The sequence below is a fragment of the Pseudomonas putida genome (genome assembly GCF_050989985.1).
In the GTDB taxonomy this organism is placed as follows: domain Bacteria; phylum Pseudomonadota; class Gammaproteobacteria; order Pseudomonadales; family Pseudomonadaceae; genus Aquipseudomonas; species Aquipseudomonas putida_AI.
The window spans coordinates 4,029,553-4,051,489 of sequence record NZ_CP158815.1 but is presented as its reverse complement, the minus strand read 5'-3'; the positions used below and the strand labels follow the sequence as shown (position 1 = coordinate 4,051,489).

Annotated in this window: 16 protein-coding genes; 11 read left to right on the top strand and 5 right to left on the bottom strand. The window is 62.4% G+C overall.

Annotated elements, in window-relative coordinates:
• Window positions 1–12 precede the first annotated feature (12 nt).
• From ABTV29_RS18580 to ABTV29_RS18540, 9 genes are all read left to right on the top strand, one after another.
• Window positions 13–1,014 carry an acyl-CoA dehydrogenase family protein gene (locus ABTV29_RS18580; protein WP_433766133.1) on the top strand — a complete coding sequence of 334 codons (1,002 nt, stop codon included), beginning with the start codon at window positions 13–15 and terminating at the stop codon, window positions 1,012–1,014.
• A 10-nt stretch (window positions 1,015–1,024) separates the two neighbouring features.
• Entirely contained in the window at window positions 1,025–1,813 is a 789-nt protein-coding gene (locus ABTV29_RS18575) for a crotonase/enoyl-CoA hydratase family protein (RefSeq protein WP_433766131.1), read from the top strand.
• A 166-nt stretch (window positions 1,814–1,979) separates the two neighbouring features.
• Complete coding sequence (locus ABTV29_RS18570) at window positions 1,980–3,812, top strand: DUF1302 domain-containing protein (RefSeq protein WP_433766129.1); 1,833 nt, start codon at window positions 1,980–1,982, stop codon at window positions 3,810–3,812.
• A 43-nt stretch (window positions 3,813–3,855) separates the two neighbouring features.
• Window positions 3,856–5,223, top strand: coding sequence for a DUF1329 domain-containing protein (locus tag ABTV29_RS18565; protein ID WP_433771935.1), 1,368 nt, complete (start codon window positions 3,856–3,858; stop codon window positions 5,221–5,223).
• A 605-nt stretch (window positions 5,224–5,828) separates the two neighbouring features.
• Entirely contained in the window at window positions 5,829–7,643 is a 1,815-nt protein-coding gene (locus ABTV29_RS18560; protein WP_433766127.1) for a LuxR C-terminal-related transcriptional regulator, read from the top strand.
• Between the two features lie 120 nt (window positions 7,644–7,763).
• Entirely contained in the window at window positions 7,764–9,116 is a 1,353-nt protein-coding gene (locus ABTV29_RS18555) for a coniferyl aldehyde dehydrogenase (protein WP_433766126.1), read from the top strand.
• Between the two features lie 28 nt (window positions 9,117–9,144).
• Window positions 9,145–10,230 carry a Zn-dependent alcohol dehydrogenase gene (locus tag ABTV29_RS18550; RefSeq protein ID WP_433766125.1) on the top strand — a complete coding sequence of 362 codons (1,086 nt, stop codon included), beginning with the start codon at window positions 9,145–9,147 and terminating at the stop codon, window positions 10,228–10,230.
• 138 nt (window positions 10,231–10,368) lie between these two features.
• Window positions 10,369–11,562: an acyl-CoA dehydrogenase family protein gene (locus ABTV29_RS18545; RefSeq protein ID WP_433766123.1), complete on the top strand. Its 1,194-nt coding sequence runs from the start codon at window positions 10,369–10,371 to the stop codon at window positions 11,560–11,562.
• 10 nt (window positions 11,563–11,572) lie between these two features.
• The gene (locus tag ABTV29_RS18540) at window positions 11,573–12,715 is read left to right on the top strand and encodes an acyl-CoA dehydrogenase family protein (protein ID WP_433766122.1); all 1,143 of its coding nucleotides are present in this window, start codon (window positions 11,573–11,575) and stop codon (window positions 12,713–12,715) included.
• Between the two features lie 134 nt (window positions 12,716–12,849).
• On the opposite strand, the gene ABTV29_RS18535 is transcribed toward ABTV29_RS18540, so the two are convergent.
• The 4 genes from ABTV29_RS18535 to ABTV29_RS18520 all read right to left on the bottom strand — a co-directional run bounded on the left by ABTV29_RS18535 (window position 12,850) and on the right by ABTV29_RS18520 (window position 18,598).
• Window positions 12,850–14,412, bottom strand: coding sequence for an amino acid permease (locus ABTV29_RS18535; RefSeq protein WP_433766120.1), 1,563 nt, complete (start codon window positions 14,410–14,412; stop codon window positions 12,850–12,852).
• Window positions 14,413–14,628: 216 nt separating this feature from the next.
• On the bottom strand, window positions 14,629–15,792 hold the full coding sequence (locus ABTV29_RS18530) for an iron-containing alcohol dehydrogenase (protein ID WP_433766119.1): 1,164 nt from the start codon (window positions 15,790–15,792) through the stop codon (window positions 14,629–14,631).
• A 3-nt stretch (window positions 15,793–15,795) separates the two neighbouring features.
• Window positions 15,796–17,187 (bottom strand): aldehyde dehydrogenase family protein, encoded by a 1,392-nt coding sequence (locus ABTV29_RS18525; RefSeq protein WP_433766117.1) that lies wholly within the window; start codon window positions 17,185–17,187, stop codon window positions 15,796–15,798.
• Window positions 17,188–17,224: 37 nt separating this feature from the next.
• On the bottom strand, window positions 17,225–18,598 hold the full coding sequence (locus ABTV29_RS18520) for a glutamine synthetase family protein (RefSeq protein WP_433766116.1): 1,374 nt from the start codon (window positions 18,596–18,598) through the stop codon (window positions 17,225–17,227).
• 1,466 nt (window positions 18,599–20,064) lie between these two features.
• Between ABTV29_RS18520 and ABTV29_RS18515 the strand changes: the two genes are divergently transcribed.
• Both ABTV29_RS18515 and ABTV29_RS18510 read left to right on the top strand, forming a co-directional pair.
• A complete protein-coding gene (locus tag ABTV29_RS18515; protein WP_433766114.1) occupies window positions 20,065–20,382 on the top strand; it encodes a carboxymuconolactone decarboxylase family protein in 318 nt (105 codons plus the stop codon).
• Between the two features lie 91 nt (window positions 20,383–20,473).
• A complete protein-coding gene (locus tag ABTV29_RS18510; protein ID WP_433766113.1) occupies window positions 20,474–21,277 on the top strand; it encodes an alpha/beta fold hydrolase in 804 nt (267 codons plus the stop codon).
• Here the strand turns inward: ABTV29_RS18510 and ABTV29_RS18505 are convergent.
• The gene (locus tag ABTV29_RS18505) at window positions 21,249–21,797 is read right to left on the bottom strand and encodes an HIT family protein (protein ID WP_433766111.1); all 549 of its coding nucleotides are present in this window, start codon (window positions 21,795–21,797) and stop codon (window positions 21,249–21,251) included. The two genes, ABTV29_RS18510 and ABTV29_RS18505, sit on opposite strands and share 29 nt — an antisense overlap.
• Window positions 21,798–21,937 lie beyond the last annotated feature (140 nt).

The window sequence follows — 21,937 nt, the reverse complement described above, 5'->3', positions numbered from 1 at the left end:
GGACTTATCGTCATGTTTACTGAAGCGATTGAAAAAATCCTGACAGACCTGTGCACCCCGGCATGGGTCCGCGCCGTTGAAAACGGTGAGGGCGCCAGTGAGCTGTGGCGCGTGCTGGAGGAAGGCGGGTTTCTGGAACTGCTGACCCCGGAAGTGGCCGATGGTGCGGGGCTTTCCCTGGATGCGCTGTTCCCGATTGTGCTCGCCTTCGGCCGTCATGCCCTGCCGGTTCCAGCCGCGCAAAGCATGGCTGCCCGGGCATTGCTGCGTGACTGTCCGTACCGGTTGCCGGCCGGCATGGTGACCCTGGCCGGCACGGCCTGGCGCCAGGCCGATGGTGGGTTGTGCGCGCCACGTGTCACCTACGGATCATTGGCCGATTTTGCCCTGGTGAACCTGGGCGGCGAGCTGTTGCTGCTCGATTGCAGCCAGGCGCGACGCCAGTCCGACGGGGTTCACGCCAGCCAGTACGCCACGCTGAATTGGCCCGGGGAAGCCGTCGGTGCAGCCGTCGGCAACAACGGTGAAGAAGTTCGCCTGTTCAGCGCCGCCATCCACGCCGCGACCATGGCCGGGGCGATGGAACGGGTACTGGACATGACCCTTGAGTACTGCAATGACCGGGTTCAGTTCGGCAAGGCCATCGGCAAGTTCCAGGCGGTCCAGCACCAGCTCAGCGTAATGGCCGAGCAGGTGGCGGCTGCACGCATCGCCGCCGAGCTGGCCTTCGCCGGCACCGCGCAGGTGCCGGGTCCGATTCCGACCGCCATGGCCAAGGCCCGCACCAGCATGGCAGTGCCCCAGGTGACCGCCACCGCCCACGCGCTGTTCGGCGCCATTGGCGTGACCGAAGAACTGGACCTGCAACTGTTCACCCGGCGCCTGCATCAGTGGCGCCTCAGCGAAGGCTCGGAAGCGTACTGGAATGTCGTCGTCGGCAAGGCCTTGCTGGCCCGGCCGAACGTCAACGCCAGCGAATTCGCCCGTCACGTCACCCCGTTTCACTCCGCTTGAGGACAACCCCATGAGCCCGTTTCTGAAGTACGAACAGGACGATCACGTCGTCACCCTGACGATGAATGACCCGGAACGTCGCAACCCGCTGACCGGCAACAGCGCTGTACCCGAATTCCTCGAAGCCATCGAGCGGATCGAGCGCGATGCCAGTGTGCGCGCCGTGATCATCACCGGTGCCGGCAGTGCGTTTTGCTCGGGCGGCAACGTACGTGACATGGACCGCTACGCGCAGATGTCGGGCATGCAATTGCGCCAGGAATACCGCACCGGCATCCAGCGCTTGCCGCTGGCGCTGTTCAATCTGGAAGTGCCAGTGATTGCGGCGGTCAACGGCGCGGCCATCGGCGCCGGTCTCGATCTGGCGTGCATGTGCGACATCCGCGTGGCCTCCGATCAGGCGAAGTTTGCCGAGAGCTTCGTCAAGTTGGGGATCATCCCCGGTGACGGCGGCGCGTGGCTGTTGCCGCGCATCATCGGCCTGTCCCGGGCCACCGAACTGACCCTGACCGGGCAAATGATCGACGCACGCCAGGCGGAGCAATGGAACCTGGTGTCCCGGGTCGTACCCGCCGAACAACTGCTGGAGACGGCGCGGGAAATCGCCGCGTCCATCGCCGCCAATCCGCCCCATGCCGTGCGCCTGGCCAAGCGCTTGTTGCGCGAAGCCTTGCACACCCGTCTCGACACGCTGCTGGAAATGTCCGCGACCTTCCAGGTGCTGTCGCACCAGACCGCCGATCACCGCGAAGCCGTGACGGCGTTTATCGAGAAACGCACTGCGACTTTTACCGGGTGAATGTCACCGGCAGTAACGCCCATCGAGCGCATCTCGAACCGGGTCGTTACGCCCCCCAAAACCTTGTGAAAACGCTTGATCCAAATCACCCGTTCGGGTGTGAGGACCCAACCTGAGCCTCGCTAGCATGGGCTCTCACCACGCCATCCTTAACCGGAGAAACCGCATGACAAAAACAACAATGCGCGGAGTCTTCCAGCCGAGTCTGCTGACCGTAGCTGTGACGATTGCCACTTGCGCGAGCCCTCAGGCCCGCGCTGTTGATTTCAACATCGGGGAGATTCAAGGGTCGTTCGATTCATCGCTGTCGGTCGGCGCGAGCTGGTCGACCGCTGACCCGGACAAGCAATTCATCTCCAACTTCAACTCCCAGGGCGTCACCGGTGGCGAGTCCGCCTCGCGCACCACCGACGACAACCGTCTGAACTTCAAGAAGGGCGAAACCTTCTCGAAGATCTTCAAGGGCGTGCATGACCTGGAGCTGAAATACGGCGACAGCGGCGCCTTCGTGCGCGGCAAATACTGGTACGACTTCGAGCTGATGGACGAGCACCGGCCGTTCTACGACATCGATGACTCGGGCCGTGATCGCGCGGCCAAGTCGTCCGGGGCGATGTTCCTCGACAGCTTCGTCTACCACAACTATTCGCTGGGCGATCAGGTCGGCAACGTGCGCCTGGGCAAGCAGGTGGTGAGCTGGGGCGAGAGCACCTTCATCGGCAACTCGATCAACAGCATCAACCCGGTGGACGTCGCGGCCCTGCGTCGGCCCGGTGCGGAAGTGAAGGAAGGCCTGATCCCGGTCAACCTGCTTTACGTGTCCCAGGGCCTGGCCGACAACATCACCGCCGAGGCGTTTTACCAGCTGGAGTGGGACAAGTCGGTGGTCGACAACTGCGGCACCTTCTTCGGCAGCGACGGCGTACCCCAGGGCTGTAACGACCGACTGGTGGTGGCCGGCCTCGACCTGCCACCGGGGGTGGCACGTAATACCGGCGGTAACGCGGCCATCGCCGCGGGTACCGACGATGCGTTCATCCCGCGCCTGAAGGACAACGATGCCCGCGACAGCGGCCAGTATGGCCTGGCCCTGCGCTGGTACGTGCCGGAGGCGAACGACACCGAATTCGGCGCCTACGCGATGAACTACCACAGCCGCAACCCGTACCTGAGCATCAACCAGATGACCAGCGCGGCCGGCGGCGTGACCTCGGCGCGCAGCGTGCGCTACTTCATCGACTATCCGGAAGATATTCGCCTGTACGGCCTGAGCTTCCAGACCAACGTCTCCGGTGTTTCCCTGGGGGGCGAGGTCAGCTACCGGCCGAATATGCCGCTGCAACTGAACACCGCCGACCTGCTGTCAGCGGCCACCTTCGGCGCGACTTCGCCGCTGATCACCACTGGTTTCGCCGGGCGCACCCTCGGTGCCGAGGTCAACGGCTACAAGCGCATGCCGGTGACCCAGGCGCAAATGACCGCCACGCAGTTCTTCGATCAGGTGCTGGGGGCCAGCCGCCTGACCCTGGTTGGCGAGGTCGGTTACAACCACATCAACGGCCTGGGCAAGGCCGATGGCTCGGACCTGCGTTTCGGTCGCAGCCCGGCCTTCGGTTCCGGCCAGCTGCAAGGCGCAGCCGGTGCGGCCACTTGCCGGGGCACTGCCGCAGGTACGCCGTCGGCCAGCAACCCGGCGCAGGAGTGCAACGACAACGGCTTCTACACCAGCAACAGCTGGGGCTATCGCCTGCGCGGCAAGCTCGATTATCAGAACGTGATCGCCGGCATCAACCTGTCGCCCAACCTGGCCTGGTCCCATGACGTCGAAGGCTACGGTCCGAACTTCGATGAGGGCTCCAAAGCCGTCAGCGTCGGCCTGGATGCCGATTACCTGAACACCTACACCGCCAGCCTGAGTTACACCAACTACTTCGGCGGCGACTTCAACACCAACGTCGATCGTGACTACGTCGCGCTCAGCTTCGGCGTGAATTTCTGATGCAACCCTGCCCAAGAGGTAATTGGATATGAACTACTTCAACATGAACGCGCGTTTCATTCTGCAAGCAGGTGCACTGAGTCTGTCGTTGCTGGCCAGCAGCGTCATGGCCGCCGTCACCCCCCAGGAGGCTGCCCAGTTGGGCACCACGCTGACGCCTTTGGGCGCTCAGAAAGAGGGCAATGCCAATGGCAGCATTCCGGCCTGGACCGGTGGCCTGAAGCCGGGTGCGGCCGCGCTGGACAATGGCTTCCTCGGTGATCCATTCGCCGGTGAAAAGCCACAGGTGGTCATCACCGCCGCCAACGCCGAGCAGTACAAGGACAAGCTGACCCCGGGCCAGCTGGCGATGTTCAAGCGCTACCCGGACAGCTACAAGATCCCGGTGTACAAGACCCAGCGCACCGCCGCTTCGCCGCAAAACGTATACGACATCGCCAAAAAAAGTGCGGTGACCACCGAGCTGACGCCCGACGGCAACGGCCTGCTGAACTTCTCGCAAACCCGTTACTACCCGTTCCCGCTGCCCAAGAGCGGCGTCGAGGTCTACTGGAACCACACCAACCGTTATCGCGGTGGCAACATTGAGCGCCAGGCCGCCCAGGCCGCACCGCAGGCCAATGGTTCGTATTCCATTGTCGAGTACGACGACAAGCTGGCGTTCCCGCAATTGATGGACGGCGTCGAAGCCGGGCAGGGCGACAACGTCCTGTACTACTACAAACAGGAAATCACCGCGCCGTCGCGCATGGCCGGCAGTGTGGTGCTGATCCACGAGACCATCGACCAGGTCAAGGAGCCGCGCCTGGCGTGGGTCTACAACGCCGGACAGCGCCGCGTGCGTCGTGCACCGCAAGTGGCTTACGATGGCCCGGGCAACGGTTCGGACGGCATGCGTACCGCCGACAACACCGACATGATGAACGGCGCGCCGGATCGTTATGACTGGAAGCTGATCGGCAAGAAGGAACTGTACATCCCGTACAACAACTACCGGTTGCAGTCGCCCAAGCTCAAGTACGACGACATCATCAAGCCGGGGCATATCAACCAGGACCTGACCCGCTATGAGCTGCACCGGGTCTGGCATGTCGAGGCCACCCTCAAGCCGGGCCAGCGACATGTGTATGCCAAGCGTGACCTGTACTTCGACGAGGACACCTGGCAGCTGGCGGAAGTCGATCACTATGACGGTCGTGGGCAGCTGTGGCGGGTGGCGGAAGGTTATGCGTTGAACGATTACGAGCGAGGCGCCCCCAACTTCGCCATGCTCGGGATCTATGACCTGATTGCCGGTCGCTACAACGTGCTGGCGATGACCAACCAGTCCAAGCATGCAACCACCTATGGCATGACCGCGAAGATGAGCGACTTCACCCCGTCCGCGCTGCGCAACGCCGGTATTCGCTGAGGGTTCATTCCCGCTTGCAACAACGCATCACTGTAGGAGCGAGCCTGCTCGCGATGGACTCGAGAACGCCGCGCTCAGTCAGCAGACACGCGTATTCGTTAACGACCATCGCGAGCAGGCTCGCTCCTACAGAAGGGGTGTGTGCTTACCAACCACCTGATGCGGGTGGCGTACAAACCGGCTGACAGGCCAATGATGGAATCCATTGTCCATCGGCGAGGTCCGTCATGTTTGTGCCACGGCCGCATCTTTGCGATGCACTCAAGGGCGCCCGGCAGCGATTGCAATTGCTGTGCGCGCCTGCAGGTTTCGGGAAAACGGCTTTGCTGCGCGAGTATTTGCAGGGCGTAGCGGCGCCGGGGCGGGTGGTTTGGCTGGGGTTGGGTGGGCAGTCGCAAACCCTGGACAATTTGACCATGAGGCTGGCGGGCGAGCTTGGAGTGGCGCCCGATGCCTTAATGACGCATCTCGGCTCAAGTAATGAGATGACAGGTCTGGCGCCTTCGCGAGCAAGCCCGCTCCCACAGTTGACCGCGTTCCCCTGTGGGAGCGGGCTTGCTCGCGAAGACGCCGGCCCTGCCAATGAAGAGCCAAGGCTTCGCCTTGTGTTCGATGATGTCCCCGCACAAATGCCCGCCAACCTGAACCACTGGTTCGACCAACTCCTGTCCCTGCAAAACCCCCGCCTGCAACTGCTGGTCACCTGCCGTCAGCGCCCCGACTGGAACCTGCCGCGCCTGATGCTCGACGGCCAATTGTTCGAGCTGGACGCCAGGCAACTGGCCCTGCGCCCGGATGAGTTCGAATCGCTGATCGACGGGCTGTCGCCCCATATCGATGCCACCTCGCGGGAACGGCTCTGGCATGAAACCGGGGGCTGGTGTGCCGGTGTCCGGCTGTCGTTGCCGCTGTGCGGGGGAGGGCCTTTGCTCGGGCAATTCCTGCGGCGCGAAGTGCTGTCGCGCCTGAGTGATGAACAGCGAGAAGTCCTGTCCGGCCTGGCGCATTTGCCCAAGGCCAACGCGGATTTTTGCCAGCAACTGTGGGAAGGCCAGCAGGCCGGCCGGGTGTTCGACAGCTTGCTGGCATGCCAGGCTTTTCTGTTCCCGGTCGATCGGCAACCCGGCTGGTTCCGCCTCTTGCCGGCGGTGGCTCATGCCCTGCAAGGCCAATTGAGCGGGGCGCCGTTGAACCGGCTGCGCCTGCGGGCCTGCCAACTGCTCAGCCTCTCGGGGCATGTCGACGATGCGGTCGAGCAAGCCCTGTGTGCCGGCCAGCCGGAAGTGGCGGCGAACTACATGGAGCGCTTGTGGCTCAGCTGGATACTCAGCGAGCGGCATCTGAGCAAACTCATGGACTGGCGCGAGAAAATCGAGCCGCAACTGCTGCACAGCAGCCCGCGCCTGATCTACCTGTGCGCCAAGGCGCTGCTGTTCAGCGGCCGGCTGAAAGAGGCCGAAGATTGCCTGCAACGCCTGGGGCATTTCCTGCCGCTGCCCGACCCGCAACGCCACCAGCGCCTGCTGGCCAACTGGCAGGCCTTGTTCGGCACCTTGCACGCCCTGCGCGGCAATACCGAACAGGCGCGCCTGCACTGCCACGCCGCGCTTGGCTACCTGACAGGCGCGGACTGGCTGTCGGTGTTGCTGTGCCATTGCACATTGGCGCGCATCGCCATGAAAACCGGCGAACTGACCGAGGCCCAGGTGTTGCTGGAGCATTCCCTGGAACTGGCCCGGCGTCGCGGCAGTCGTGAAGCGGAAGTCCTGGTCAATACGGACAGGGTGCGGTTGATGGCGCTCCAGGGGCAGACCACCCTTGCCCAATCGTTGCTGCGCACAGAGCTTGAGCGGCTGGCTGGCAGCAGGAATTCGCCGTATCCATTGCTCGGCCGGCTGATGTTCCTGCAAGGTGAATTGTTGCTGCACCAGGGGCACCTGGAGGAGGCCCGGCAGGTGGTGCAGGCCGGGCTGTTGCAGGTTCGTGATTGCTGCGCACCCTTTGTGCTCGATGCCTACCTGTTGCTGTCGGAGATGGCCTCCCGCGGCCGTGACACCGAACGAGCCCACCTGCTGTTGTACGAAGCCGAGCGGCGCATGCACTGGGGCAGGATTGACAGCACCTGCTACCAGGGGCCGATTGCCCTGCAAAAAGCCCGGAACCTGGCCCGCGATCACGGCGACGACACCGACAGGTTCGCCGTGTCCCGCGTACCTGACTATCAAGACGAACTGACACCCCGGGAAATGTCCGTACTCAAGCTGCTGGCCGAAGGCATGTCGGTGCGCGAAGTCGGCCATCGCCTGTTCATCTCGGTCAATACCGTCAAGACCCACGCCAAGAACATCAACGTCAAGCTCGGCGCCTGTCGCCGCACCCAGGCCATCAACAGCGCCAAGGCCATGGGCATCCTGGCTTGAAAACCCCCACCACCTGATCCGGGTGGCGGCGTGGCGCCGGCGTTGGTCAACCATGCAGCCAGACCTTATGTATCGCTGCCTGATCGCGGCCGTGACCGGAAAAAAACAAGAGAGGTAGTGATGAGCGCCATCGAGCATTCGACGAGCTGTGAAATCCGCACGATCCTGGAAAAACAGAGGGCCGGGTTCCTGGCCAATGAGCCCTGGACCCTCGAGCAACGCTGTGAGTTGCTGGATCGGGCAATCGGTTTGCTGGTCAATCACGAGCAGGACCTCATCGAGGCCCTGACCGCCGACTTCGGTCATCGCAGCCCGGGCTTTTCCAAGGGCAGCGAAGTGCTGTCGCCACTGGCCACGCTCAAGCAGACCAAGGCCGAACTGGCCGACTGGATGCGTCCCGAACAGCGCCAGGCCCGGGCCGGCCAAGCCTGGGTGCAGTACCAGCCGCTGGGGGTGGTCGGCATCGTCACCGCCTGGAACGTCCCCGGCTACATGGTGTTCAGCGGCCTGGCCGGTGCCCTCGCCGCCGGCAACCGGGTGATGATCAAACCCTCGGAATTCACCCCGCACACTTCGGCCCTGATCGCCCGACTGATCCGCTCGGTGTACGCCGAAGAGGAAGTGGCGGTGGTGCTCGGTGGCGCGGACGTCGGCCAGGCGTTCTGTGGCCAGCCGTTCGACCACTTGCTGTTCACCGGTGCCACCAGCATCGGCAAGCACGTGTTGCGCGCGGCGGCGGAAAACCTGGTGCCGGTGACGCTGGAACTGGGCGGCAAGTCGCCGACGATCATCTCCCGCACAGCGGACTTCAACGACGCCGTGGCCAAGACCGTGATCGGCAAGCTGCTCAATGCAGGTCAGTTGTGCGTGGCACCGGACTACGTGTTCGTGCCGCAGGAGTCTGTAGGCGCATTCATCAGCGTGGCCAAGGCGGTGGTCGGCAAATTTTTCCCGACCCTCAAGGACAATCCCGACTACACCTCGATCATCAACAGCCGTCACTACGAGCGACTGCTGGGCTATCTCGGCGAAGCCCGTGCAGCGGGTGTCGAGCTGATCGAGCTGAACCCGGCGGGTGAGGATTTCAGCGACGGGGCGCGAAACAAGATCGTGCCGACCTTGCTGCGCAATCCCGGCGACGCTCTGCAAGTGATGCAGGACGAGATTTTCGGCCCACTGCTGCCGGTCCTGGCCTACACGACCATCGACGAAGTGATCGCCCGGATCAACGCGCGCCCACGCCCGCTGGCCTTGTACTACTTCGGCAACGATGCCGCCGAAGAGGCGGCAGTGCTGACGCGTACTTGCTCGGGCGGCGTGACCCTCAACGGCGTTTTGAGCCATGCCAGCACCGAAGGCCTGCCGTTCGGTGGCGTCGGCCAGAGCGGCATGGGGGCCTATCACGGCATCGACGGTTTCCGCACCTTCAGTCACGCCAAAGCCATCCTTCGCACAGCGCCCAACCCGGCCTGATCCCCGTTCATTGTTGAGAGTGTTTGCCATGAAAGCTGCCGTATTCCACCAGGTTGGAGCCCCGCTGGTCATCGAAAATGTGGGCATCAGCAAACCGGGCCCGCGCGAAGTCTTGATCCGCACCAAGGCCGTGGGTGTCTGCCATTCCGACTTGCACGTCATCGACGGCTCGTTTCCCTATCCGGGCCCCTTGGTGCTGGGTCACGAAGCCGCCGGCGTGGTCGAGCAGGTCGGCTCCGAAGTGCGTTCGGTCAAGCCCGGCGATCATGTGGTGACCTGCCTGACCGTGTTCTGCGGTCATTGCGATCACTGCGTGACCGGCCATCTCGCTCGCTGCGTGTCGCCGGAAACCAAGCGCGGCAAGGACGAAGAGTCGCGCCTGACCTACGTGCAAAAACCGATGCCGCAATTCGTCAACCTGTCCGGTTTTGCCGAACAGATGCTGGTGCATGAAAACGCCTGCGTCGCCATCCGCCGCGACATGCCGCTGGACCGCGCCGCCCTGTTGGGTTGTGCCGTCACCACCGGTACCGGGGCAGTGTTCAACACCGCCAAGGTGCGTCCGGGCGAAACCGTGGCCGTGATCGGTTGCGGCGGCATCGGCCTGGCCGCCATCAACGGCGCCGCGCTGGCCGGGGCAGGGCGGATCATCGCCATCGACATGCTTGATTCCAAACTGGAACTGGCCAGGCAGTTCGGCGCCACCGACCTGATCAACGGCCGCGACGGCGACGCCGCCAAGCAGGTCATGGAACTGACCCGTGGCGGCGTGCACCACGCCTTCGAATGCATCGGCCTCAAGCAGACCGCCGAACAGGCCTTTGCCATGCTGGCCCGTGGCGGCACCGCCACGGTGATCGGCATGCTCAAGCCCGGCCTGAAAATCGAACTGGACCCGTTGCAGCTGCTGCACGAGCGACGCATCCAGGGTTCGCTGATGGGCTCCAACCGTTTCCCGGTGGACATGCCGCGCCTGGTGGATTTCTACATGCAGGGGCGACTCAAGCTCGACGAAATGATTTCCCAGCGCATCAAGCTTGAGCAGATCAACGAAGCGTTCGACGAGTTGCGCCGTGGCGAACTGGCGCGCTCGGTGATCGTTTTCAACGACTGAACCCCTGCGTACCCATGTACCTGTGGGAGCGAGCCTGCTCGCGATGAGGCCGGCACATTCAACTCGAAGGTGACTGTCATGCCGCTATCGCGAGCAGGCTCGCTCCTACAGGTGACCTTGCGTTTTTGGAGTTGATTGATGGACATAGATTTCACATCGGACGAACGCGCCTTCCGCGAAGAGGTTCGGGCCTATCTGCGCGACCACCTGCCAGTCGAATTCGCCCAGCGCATTTCCCAGGGCAAGCGACTGAACAAGGAACATCAGGTGCAATGGATGCGCACCCTCAACCGTCAGGGTTGGCTGGCGCCTGGCTGGCCGGTGGAGTTCGGTGGCACCGGCTGGAGCGATGTGCAAAAACACATTTTCGACGAAGAGTGCTTTGCCGCCGGCGCCCCCAAAGTGGTGTCCTTCGGGCTGAAAATGGTCGCTCCGGTGATCATCAAGTTCGGGACCGCCGAGCAGAAGGCCCGGTTTCTGCCGCGCATCCTCACGTGTGAAGACTGGTGGTGCCAGGGCTACTCGGAGCCGGGGGCAGGTTCCGACCTGTCGTCCTTGAAGACCCGCGCTGTTCGCGATGGCGATCACTACGTGGTCAACGGCCAGAAAACCTGGACCACCCTGGCGCACTTCGCCGACTGGATGTTCTGCCTGGTGCGCACCGACCCCGAGGCACGACAGCAGCGGGGTATTTCCTTTGTGCTGATCGACATGAAGACGCCGGGCATCACGGTGCGACCGATCATCACCCTCGATGGCGAGCATGAAGTCAACGAAGTGTTCTTCGACAACGTTCGGGTTCCGCTGGCGAACCTGGTCGGCCAGGAGAACGAAGGCTGGACCTGCGCCAAGTACCTGCTGACCCATGAACGCACCAGCATTGGCGGGATTGCCCAGAACAAGGCGCTGCTCGGCCGTCTCAAAAACATCGCCAGCCAGCAGGTTCGTGATGGCCGGCCGCTGATCGATGATCCGTTGTTCCGGGCACAGATCGCCGAGGTCGAGATGCAGTTGATGGCGGCCGAAATGAGCAACCTGCGCACTTTGGCAGCGGCCAGTGAAGGCGGTGTACCCGGGGCGGAAAGTTCGTTCCTGAAGATCAAGGGCACCGAGATCCGCCAGGCGATTACCTGGCTGATCAGCAAGGCGGTGGGGCCTTACGCGCTGCCGTTCATTGAAGAGGAATTGGGCTATGGCAGCGAGCCGTTGCTGTACACCGACTACAGCAGCGCGGCGACCTGTCAGTACCTGGATGCGCGCAAGGCCTCGATTTACGGCGGGGCCAACGAGATCCAGAAAAACATCATCGCCAAAATGATTCTCGAGTTGTAAGGGGCCGACCATGGATTTCAAACTGACCGAAGAGCAGTTGATGCTGCAAGACACCGTCGCAAGGCTGGTGCGCGACACCTACGGTTTCGAAAAGCGCGAGGCATACAGCCGGCGTGAGCACGGGTTCAGCCATGAGCTCATGCAGCAATTGGGTGACCTTGGCTTGAGTGCCGTGCCTTTCGCCGAAACATACGGTGGATTCGGCGGCAGTGGTGTGGAGACGATGCTGATCATGAAGGAGCTGGGTCGAGGCTTGTGCCTGGAGCCCTACCTGCATTCAGTGATTTTCGCCGGGGGCCTGGTCACCCAGTTGGGCACCGAGGCTCAGAAGCAGAGACTGTTGCCGGCACTGGGCAACGCCGAATTGCAAATGGCGGTGGCCGTGGATGAGCCGCAGAGTCACTACCAGCTACAGGACGTGCAAACCGTCGCGCAGCCCGTGACCGGTGGCTGGAAACTCAACGGCCGCAAGTCCGTGGTGGTTGGCGGGCAGAGCGCCGGGCTGATCGTGGTATCGGCCAGAACCAGTCATGGGGCCAGGGAAGAGCAGGGCATCAGCCTCTTTCTGATTGATCCACATGAGGCCGGTGTGCGCCGGCGTGCCTTCCCGACCATGGACGGGCGCATGGCCTGTGATCTTTACCTGGAAGATGTGTTCATCAAGTGCGACGCGGTGCTCGGCGAAGTGGGGCGGGCCTTGCCGGCGCTGCGTTACCAGCAGGGGCGCTGCATCGCTGCGCAGTGCGCCGAAGCCGTCGGCAGCATGGAAGCAGCTTGCGCATTGACCCTCGACTACCTGAAGACACGCCAGCAATTCGGCCAGCCGATCGGCAAGTTCCAGGTGTTGCAACACCGCATGGTGGACATACGCATCGAGCTGGACCAGGCGACTTCCATGACCCTGCTGGCGGCCTGTGTGGCGGACCAGGCGGACAGTGATGAGCGCAGTCGTGTGTTGGCGGCGGCCAAGTTCATTGTCAGCCGTGCCGGTCGGTTTGTGGCTGACCAGGGGATCCAGTTGCATGGCGGGATCGGGCTGACGTGGGAGTACATGCTGTCGCACCATGCCAGGCATTTGCTGATGGTGGCGCGGCAGTTTGGGGATGACGACCATCACTTGCGGGTTTATTCGGGGTTGATGGCGGTGGCTTGAGCCCTCGGCCGGCCACCACCCCTGTAGGAGCGAGCTTGCTCGCGATGGACGCCAACGATAACGCGACCTGTCTGAATGACCGCGTTGTCTGGACGTCCATCGCGAGCAGGCTCGCTCCTACAGTTGATCGATGTTCAGCTTCCAGCCTGTTTGTTCAACGCAGCCTCGGCCGCCGCAATCTCGGCCTGGCGCTTGAGAATCACATCGCCCACCGGTGGTCCCTGGAACCGTCGGGCCTCGAAGCCGAACCAGACGATCGCCGTCAGCACCAGGAAGCCGATGGTGATGTACAGCGCCCAGTCATTGGGTGGCTGGATGCCGATGACGAAGATGATCACCATCGACAGCACCGAGAGCAGGGCGAACACCGTGTACCAGAATCGCCCCATGTTCCATGGCCCCATGGTCGGCCATTTCGAGGTGCCGTAGGTGAACAGGCCCAGGACGATGGGGATGATGAAAGAGAAGAACAGGAAGATCACCGTGCAGGACACGACGATGGTGTAGACCGGCGTTTCACCGACCGAGATCACCGACGAGCCCCAGTCGAACAGCACCGCCAGGGTCGCACCGGTCCAGATCGCCGCCACCGGGCTGCGGAAGGTCGGCGACACCGAGGACAGTGCCTTGGAGCACGGCAGGCCGCCATCGCGGGAGAAGGCGAAGATCATTCGCGATACCGAGGTCACGGTGGCCAGCCCGCACAGCACTTGCGAGATGAAAATCGCCACGTACAGCGCGTCCTTGACCAGCGGATTGACCTGGGCGCTCATGCCCCAGAAGAACACGTTCCAGCCCTGCTTGGCGGCCTCGTCCATGTTAGGCAGCATCAGCACGAACGCGCTGAGCATGAGCCAGCCGAACAGCAGCGACCAGACCACCGACATGACCATGCCCTTTGGCACCGACACAGCCGCGTTGCGGGTTTCTTCGGAGGTGTGCGCCGAGGCGTCATAGCCGGTGATGGTGTAGATCGGCAGCAGCAGGCCGAGCATGAAGATCCAGGCATTGGAAGCTTCCGGCCAGACGCCGCCCCCGGCCGCACCGGAGTAGTTGCCGAAGGTCACCAGCCGCGAGAACTCGAAACTGGGTGCCGAGATCAGGCAGGCGACGGTCAGCGCCAGCGCGGTGGCGAAGATCAGGTAGCCGGAGAAGTCGGTGAGTTTGGCCGTCAGGCCGATGCCCAGGTGGTTACACAAGGCCTGCAGGCCCGTGAGGATCGCCAGGAATATCACCCGTGTCGTGGTGGTGTCTTCCATGCCCAGCGTTGGCCCGAAGGCGCCGAAGAAGAAGTAATAGGTGCCGACGTTGATTGCGCCGAGCACCGTCACCAGCCCCAGCAAGTTGAACCAGGCCGTCAGCCAGCCGGTGAAGCGGTTACCGAGAATCGAGCCCCAGTGATACAGGCCGCCAGCGGTGGGGTAGGCCGAGGAAATCTGCGCCATGGCCAGGGCGAATACCCCGGAAATCAGGCAGCCGATCGGCCAGCCGATACCAATCGAGGCACCGCCTGCGCCCGAGGTGCCCTGGGCCAGTGAGTTGATCCCTCCGGAGAGGATGCAGATGATCGAAAAGGAAATCGCGAAGTTGGAGAAAACGCCCATTCGTCGCGACAGCTGCTGGGCATAGCCCATGCTGTGCAGCACCTTGACGTCATCGTCATGCGCCTCGGTGCCGGGCTGGCTTGCTGGGTTCATCGTATGTGCCCCTTCAGGTTTTGATACGCATCCATCCGCAATGGCGGACAGCTCGGCCTTCAACCTCGTGTCGTACTGCTCCTTTTCAAATCGGTGAAACCTGTTCGATTACCCATTTACCTGTAGGAGCGAGCATGCTCGCGATGGACTCACGCGCGGCGCGTTCATTCAGACAGCACGCGTTATCGTTAACGACCATCGCGAGCATGCTCGCTCCTACAGGAGGCGACCGTGGAAGGCGGCCTGAAAAATCTCTGCTGCGCCGGCTTTGCTCAGCGGCAACGGGTTGCCACCGGCTGACGGGTCGACCACCGCCATGTCGGCGATCAGGTCCGCCTGCTTGTCATCCACGCCCAGCTCGAACAGCGTGTGGGGCACGGCGACGTCCTTGCGCAGCTTGAGGACGAAGGCCAGGAAGCTGTCGAAACCGGGGGAGGGCAGCTGTAGATACGCAGCCAGGCGGGTGATGCGTTCTTCGATGGCCGGGCGATTGAATTTCAGGACATAGGGCATCAGCGTGGCGTTGGTCATGCCGTGATGGGTGTCGTACAGCGCGCCGATCGGATGGGCCAGGGCATGCATCCCGCCCAGGCCTTTCTGGAAGGCGGTGGCACCCATCGCCGCGGCAGCCAGCATGTTGGCGCGGGCATCGAGGTCGTCCGGGGTGTGGACCGCGCGCACCAGTGCGTGGCTCACCAGGCGCATGCCTTCCACCGCGATGCCATCGGCCAGCGGGTGAAAGCCGGGGGCACAATAGGCTTCCAGGCAGTGCGCCAGCGCATCCATTCCGGTACCGGCGGTGATTTTCGGCGGCATGCCGACGGTCAGCGCCGGGTCGCTGATGACTATCCGGGGCATCATTTTCGGGTGGAAGATGATGCGTTTGGTGTGGGTTTTGTCATCGATGATCACCGCCGCCCGGCCCACTTCCGAACCGGTGCCCGCGGTGGTGGGGACCGCGATGATCGGGGTGATGCCTTTCTCATCGGCACGGGTCCAGTAGTCACCGATGTCCTCGAAATCCCATACCGGGCGCGTCTGCCCGCTCATGAACGCAATCAGCTTGCCCATGTCCAGGCCACTGCCGCCGCCAAACGCCACCACGCCGTCGTGATTGCCCGCGCGCCAAGCTGCCAGCCCGCCGGCGAGGTTGGCTTCCACCGGGTTGGGCTTGAGATCGCAAAACAGCTCGGCGCCAAGCCCGGCATCACGCAAGGCAGCCAGCGCGGCGGTGGTGATCGGCGCCTTGCCCAGGCCGCTGTCGGTGACCAGCAAGGGGCGCTGGATACCCTGGCTGCGACAGGCCTCGGCCAGCTCGCTGATACGGCCGACACCGAAGCGGATGCTTGTGGGGTAGTTCCAGTTTCCCTTCAGGCTCATGGTTCAGATCTCGTGGCGCAAATGGAAAGATTTGGCGCGGGTCAGGTGTTCGTAACCCAGGCTCGACAGGGTCACGCCGCGCCCGCTGTTCTTCACCCCGGTCCAGGCCAGGGCCGGGTCGAGGTAGTCGCAGCGGTTCATGAACACGGTGCCGGTGTCGATCTGGTTGCCCAGGTGTTCGGCGGCGGCAAGATCCCTGGTCCAGATCGAGGCACTGAGGCCGAACTCGCTGTCGTTCATCAGGGCCACGGCCTGGTCATCGCCGGTGACCGGCATGATGCCCACCACCGGGCCGAAGCTTTCATCGCGCATCACCGACATGTCATGGGTGACGTCCACCAGCACCTGCGGCGCGAGGTAGGCGCTGCCCGGTACGTCGGCAGCAAAGTCTTGCGGATTGATCAGCGCCTTGGCGCCCTGGGCCAAAGCGGCAGCGATTTGGCCGCGCACAAAGTCAGCCGCGCCGGGGTTGACCAGCGGCCCGAGAGTGGTGGCTTCGTCCAGTGGATTGCCCAGCACATACTGGCGAGTCAGAGTGGCAAAACGTTCGATAAACGCCGGGTAGATTGATTGATCGACATAGATGCGTTCCACGGCACAGCAACTCTGCCCTGAATTGAAGAAGCTGCCGTCTACCAGGTTTTCCACGGCGTGTTGGAGGTTGGCGTCGGCGCGAACGTAGGCCGGGTCTTTGCCGCCAAGCTCCAGGCCAAGACCAAGAAAACCTTCGACGGCGGCGTGTTCCATGGTCTTACCGCCGTCCACGGAACCGGTAAAGTTCACTTGATGAACCTTTCCAGATGAAATGGCGGCTGACGTATGTAAATGACTGAGTACAAGATTCTGGAACAGACCCTCAGGCAGATTCGCGCGGCGAAAGGCCTCGGCGAAGCGCTCGCCAACCAACAGGGTTTGTGAAGCATGTTTGAGGATGACGCTGTTGCCGGCCATCAATGCCGGGATGATCGTGTTGACGGCGGTCAGGTAGGGGTAATTCCATGGGGCGACTACCAGCACGGTGCCTAGTGGTTCGCGTTTGATGTGTCGGCGAAAACCGCTGATTGGCTCGGGTTCAACGTCTGCTAAAGCCTCTGGCGCGATGGCGATCATATGCCGGGCACGCTCTTCGAAGCCGCGCAGCTCTCCTGCGCAATAACGGACCGGCCGGCCTATCTGCCAGGCCAGTTCAAGGACGATTTCATCTTTCATGGCCAGCATCGCGTCCACGGCCGCGCTGCAAAAAGCCGCGCGTTCGCTCAGTGGCCGGCGTTTCCACTGCGCCTGGGCGGTTGCGGCCGCATCCAGTGCCTTATCGAGCTGGACAACGTCGGCGTATTGACGCTCGGCGTAGACCCGGCCATCGACCGGGGAGATGAGCTGAATCTTCGCAGTCATGATGTTCTCAACTTTTGCTTCTACGATCAGAGTTGAATCAATAGCGCTCGAAGCCGCGTTGCAGTTCCCAGTCGGTGACCCGCCGGTCGTACTCTTTCTGCTCCCATTCGGCGGTGTGCACGTAGTGGTCGACCACCTCATCGCCGAGGGCCTCGCGCAACATGGCCGAGGCCTTCAGCGCAGCACTGGCGTCGCGCAGGGTCTTGGACACTTCGGGCAGCGACTCATTGACATAGGCGTCGCCCTCGTAGGGCGGGTCGAGGCTGAGTTTCTCGTCGATGCCGGCCAGACCCGCGGCAATCAGCGCGGCGAAGGCCAGGTAGGGGTTGAGATCGGCGCCGCCGATGCGGCATTCGATGCGAATGGATTTGCTCTCTTCGGCACACAGGCGGAAACCGGCGGTGCGGTTATCACGGCTCCAAATTGCCCGCGTCGGGGCGAAGGTGCCGGCCTGGAAGCGCTTGTAGGAGTTGATGTAGGGCGCGAGGAAACAGGTGATGTCGTTGGCGTATTTGAGCTGTCCGGCCACCCAGGAGCGCATCAGTTTCGACATTCCGAACTCGGCCTTGGCGTCGTAGAACAGCGGCTTCTTCCCGTTCTTGTCCCACAGCGAATTGTGGATGTGGCTGCTGGAGCCGGCGGCGTCGTAGCGCCACTTGGCCATGAAGGTGATCGCCTTGCCCTGCAGTTGCGCGATCTCCTTGCAGGCGTGCTTGATGATGACGTGATGGTCGGCCATGGTCATGGCGTCGGCGTAGCGGATGTTGATCTCTTCCTGGCCCGGGCCCCATTCGCCCTTGGAATTCTCCACGGGAATGCCGCAGGCCTGCAGGTGTTTGCGGATCGCCCGCAAGACCGGTTCCTCGCGGGTGGTCTGCAGGATGTTGTAGTCCTCGATGTAGTGGCCGGCGGTTTTGGGCTTGTAGTAGTTGCGCTTGTGGATGGCCTCGTAGGTCTCGTCGAACAAGTAGAACTCCAGCTCCGAGGCGAACATGCCCTTGTAGCCGCGTTCGCGCAGGCGCTCGACCTGCTTTTTCAGGATCGCCCGCGGGCTGTGGGGCAGGTCCTGGCGATGGTGATGGTCGAGTACGTCGCACAGCACCAGGGCCGTGCATTCGAGCCAGGGCACTTTGCGCAGGGTGCTCATGTCGGGTTTGAGGACGAAGTCGCCGTAGCCTTTGCTCCAGCTCGCGGCGGCGTAGCCCGGCACCGGCTCCATGTCGATGTCATCGGCCAGCAGGTAGTTGCAGCAGTGGGTTTCTTCGTAGCCGCTGTCGATGAAAAACTCGACTTGGAATCGCTTGCCAACCAGCCGGCCCTGCATGTCGACCATGCACACCAGCACGGTGTCGATTTCGCCAGAGGCGGCAGCACGCTTGAGTTCGTCGAAACTGAGAGAAGGCTCGGTCATCACGGCAAGTCCTGCGCTAAGGGTTGGGGCCTGTCTGAAATAGCCGTTGCGGACGCTCTCCAGAACAACCCTGAACCTGCAGATGCGAGCATCGTGAGCAATTAGCTGAACATAGCTTAGCCTACTGTCGTTTATTGCAAGTTTTTGCTGAGATCTTCCTCGATGTGCCCATATCTCCTGTAGGAGCGAGCCTGCTCGCGATGGCGGCCTGACAGCCGACCTGGCTTTTGTTGACTGAGTACATATCCATTTCTTCGGTAACGGCCACTTATGGTTTCGCCCTTACGGCGACTTACTTTTTTTTCAAACGCCAAAAAAAAGATAAGCAAAAAAAGGCTCGCCCCGGCGTCCGGCCCCTCGCTAAGGCTCGGCGTTCCTTCGCTCCAGCATTCATCCGGGGGCATCGCCTCCGGTTTGCTTCGCTGCACCTCCTCTCGATGTGTGCGGCTGCGCCGCACGGCGCTACGCGCCTGCCCCGGATGAACGCCTCCACTCAGCCTGCCGAAGGGGCGGGTGGATCAAGATCAAAAGCTTGCAGGCGAGCTAACGCTCGGCCTGATGGTTGGCGCGGTTCCCTGTAGGAGCTGCCGAAGGCTGCGATCTTTTGATCTTGCTTTTGAAAATCAAAAGATCGCAGCCTCGTTGCACTCGACAGCTCCTACAGGTCCGCAAGTGGGCACCTACCTGTGGGAGCTGGCTTGCCAGCGAAGGCGGCCTGACAGCCGACCCGATTTCACGGATGTCCCCAATCCCCTGTGGGAGCGAGCTTGCTCGCGAAGGCGGCCTGACAGCCGACTTGATTTCACGGATGTCCCCAATCCCCTGTAGGAGCGAGCCTGCTCGCGATGGTCGCCAACGATAACGCTGGCAGCCTGACACCCCGCGGTGTTCTGTTGTCCATCGCGAGCAGGCTCGCTCCTACAGGGGGCCAGTGCAATCAGGCCGGCCGGTCGGCCGCCTCGCTTTGGCTTTTGATCTTGATTTTGATCTGCCCCGTCGGAAGGCCGAGTGGAGGTGTTCATCCGGGGGTTAGGCGCGTAGCGCCGTGCGGCGCAGCCGCACACATCGAGAGGAGGTGCAGCGAAGCAAACCGGAGGCGATGCCCCCGGATGAATACCGGAGCGAGGGTATGCCGAGCCTAGGCGAGGCACCGTACGTCAGGGGATCAAGCGTTTGGTTACTTGGCGCTTTTCCAAGTAACCCGCCGTAAGGGCGGAACCCTAAGCGGCCGTTACCGCAGCAATGGATATGTACGCCTGAAAGAACATGGCCAGCTGACAGACCGCCATCGCGAGCAGGCTCGCTCCCACAGGGTGAAGGGTGGACCGGCAGGAGCTGTGTAGGAGCTGTCGAGTGAAACGAGGCTGCGATCTTTTGCTTTTGCCTGTGAAGATCAAGATCAAAAGATTGCCGCCTGCGGCAGCTCCTACACTGAAATGCGTTCACACGCTGGCGGAGTTTTGAAAATGGCGAAGAAGAGAGAACACACCACCTACGACAATCTCAAAAGTCAGTACCCGGCTTATATGGATGCCGTCGAGTCCCTCGGGACTGCTGTTCGGCAGGCAGGGCCGCTGGATGAGAAGACGGTTCAACTGGTCCAGCTTGGCGCCGCTGCGGCGAGTCGCTCCGAGGGGGCGGTGCATAGTCATGTCCGGCGAGCGCGGGAGGCGGGGGCTACGTCGCAAGAGATTCGGCATGCGTTGATCTCGCTGACCAGCACCATCGGTTTCCCCACGGTGGTCGCGGCGATCAGTTGGGCAGAGGATGTGATGACGGACTGAGAGCCGGGCCATCAACCGGGGCGTAGCGGGGCAATGCTTGCTGTGCAGCAAGCTGTTACAGTCCGTGGATGACTGCTCCATGAGGCCCCGCATGCATTTGTCTGTCAGTACTGAAACACTCTGGATCGATACGCCCCTCGGTCGCCTGTTCGGATGCCGCTGGTTCCCGGAAGGCGGCGAGGGTAGTGCGCAAACACCACCCATCATCCTTTTCCATGACTCGCTGGGTTGCGTTGCCCTGTGGCGCGATTTTCCCGAGCAGTTGTGTCGTGCCACCGGGCGTGAAGTGATTGCCTATGACCGCCTCGGTTTCGGCCAGTCCGACGTGTATCCCGGCCCCTTGCCGCTGCACTTTATCGGCGATGAAGCCGTACAGTTTTTTGCGCATCTGAAGGCTGCGCTCGGGATCGAGCGGTTCATTGCGTTCGGTCACAGCGTCGGCGGGGCCATGGCGGCGGCTTGCGCCTCTCTGTATGGGGAAAGTTGCACGGCCTTGATCACGGTGTCGGCGCAGGCGTTTGTCGAGGATCGGACGCTCGAAGGCATTCGAGTGGCCCAGGCGCAGTTCGCGCAGCCGGGACAGATGGGGCGACTGGAGAAATATCACGGCGCCAAGGCGCCTTGGGTGTTATCCGCCTGGACGGATACGTGGCTTTCCCCGGACTTCAGCGACTGGACGATTGAAAGCACGGTGGGCGCCATCCAGTGCCCATTGCTGGCGATTCATGGCCAGTACGATGAATACGGCTCAGACCTGCATCCCAAGCGTATCGCCCGGCTGTCGACAGGCCCGGGCGATTATCTGATCGTGGAGGATTGTCATCACGTACCGCATCGCGAAGCACCGCAACGGGTGCTCTCGGCGGTCAGTGAGTTCCTCGGTGCAGCGGCGTGATGACCCCCGGCCTGTCCGCCGCGTGAAACGGCAGCGGGCCACCGAACGCCAATCGTAGCCGCTCGATCGTCTGCTCGATGGAAGGCCCCTGAATGCTCGGGGGCTCGAGGCTCTCGCCGAATTCGCGCCAGACGAACAGGGTCAGTTCCGCGCCATCGGTCAGTGAGTGGGCATCGATACCTGCGCCGAAGTTTTTCAGCACGCGATAGCGCTCATCCTTGCAGAACAGCTCTTCGACCCAGTGGTAGACAGGAATGTAGTGAAAGTGGATGGGGAAGCGCGGGTCGTGGCCAAAGCGGCTGATGTAGAGCCACTTGGGTTGCAGCTCCGCTTGCAGGGTTTTTTGCACGCGGGCGAGCAGCGGACCCATTTCGATCAGCGCCTCTTCAGGCAGGTCGGACAATGAGCGCACAGGGTACTTGGTCCCGAATACCAGATAGCCAGGCAGCTTCGAGGACATGTGATGGTTGAGTATCCAGTGATCGGTTTCATGGATGATGAAGCGTGGCGCTATGTCCATGGCGAATGTCCGTTGGTGGCTGGCAAGGATCCGCGGTAGATCCAGTCGCTTTTTAATTCTTGAACGTCATGTCGAACAGTCGCGCGAAGTGTTTTCGATCACTCCTTTGGCTTCGCGCACCTGCTTTACGCAAGACACGC